This window comes from Pseudomonas sp. KB_15, from assembly GCF_052114525.1.
Lineage (GTDB): Bacteria > Pseudomonadota > Gammaproteobacteria > Pseudomonadales > Pseudomonadaceae > Aquipseudomonas.
Window position 1 is genome coordinate 1 of record NZ_JBFREX010000141.1, and the last position, 558, is coordinate 558.

Annotated in this window: 1 protein-coding gene; it reads left to right on the top strand. The window is 65.6% G+C overall.

Features of this window, described 5'->3' with window-relative positions:
- Window positions 1-171: 171 nt before the first annotated feature.
- A partial coding sequence (locus AB4Z35_RS30115; protein ID WP_442101174.1) for a Bug family tripartite tricarboxylate transporter substrate binding protein occupies window positions 172-558 on the top strand: 387 nt, incomplete at its 3' end.

A 558-nucleotide genomic window follows, 5' to 3' on the forward strand; every position in this document is an offset into this window, starting at 1 on the left:
GGCCCGGCCACCGAACGGGACTTCGAGCGCATCGCGTACGATCGGGAACAGGGCTACGCCACCTGAATCGGCACGCATCATGCATGCGGAGGAGACAAGAGCCGGCACCTGAGGGTGCCTTTACCACACAACATCCGGGCGGACCCACGCCGCACCGGTGGAGAGGTAGTCATGCATTGCATCTTCAAGACGCTGTCCCTGCCCGTCGCGCTGTGGTTGCTGGCGCCCCTTGCCCACGCGGCCGATGCCACGCCGGCAGAGGTTGCCGCGTATCCCAACAAGCCAGTACGCATCATCGTGCCGTATCCAGCCGGTGGCTCCACCGACGTGCTCGCGCGCGTGCTCGGACAGAAGATCGGCGAGGAAATGGGCCAGCCAGTGGTGGTGGAGAATCGCCCCGGCGCCAGCGGCAATATCGGCGCGAGCTATGTCGCCAAGTCSCCGGCSGATGGCTACACGCTGTTCCTCGGCACCTCCACTGCGCTAGCGGCCAACCCCGGCCTGTACAAGACGCTGCCCTACGATCCGCAGAAGGATTTCGCGCCGATCATCCTGGCC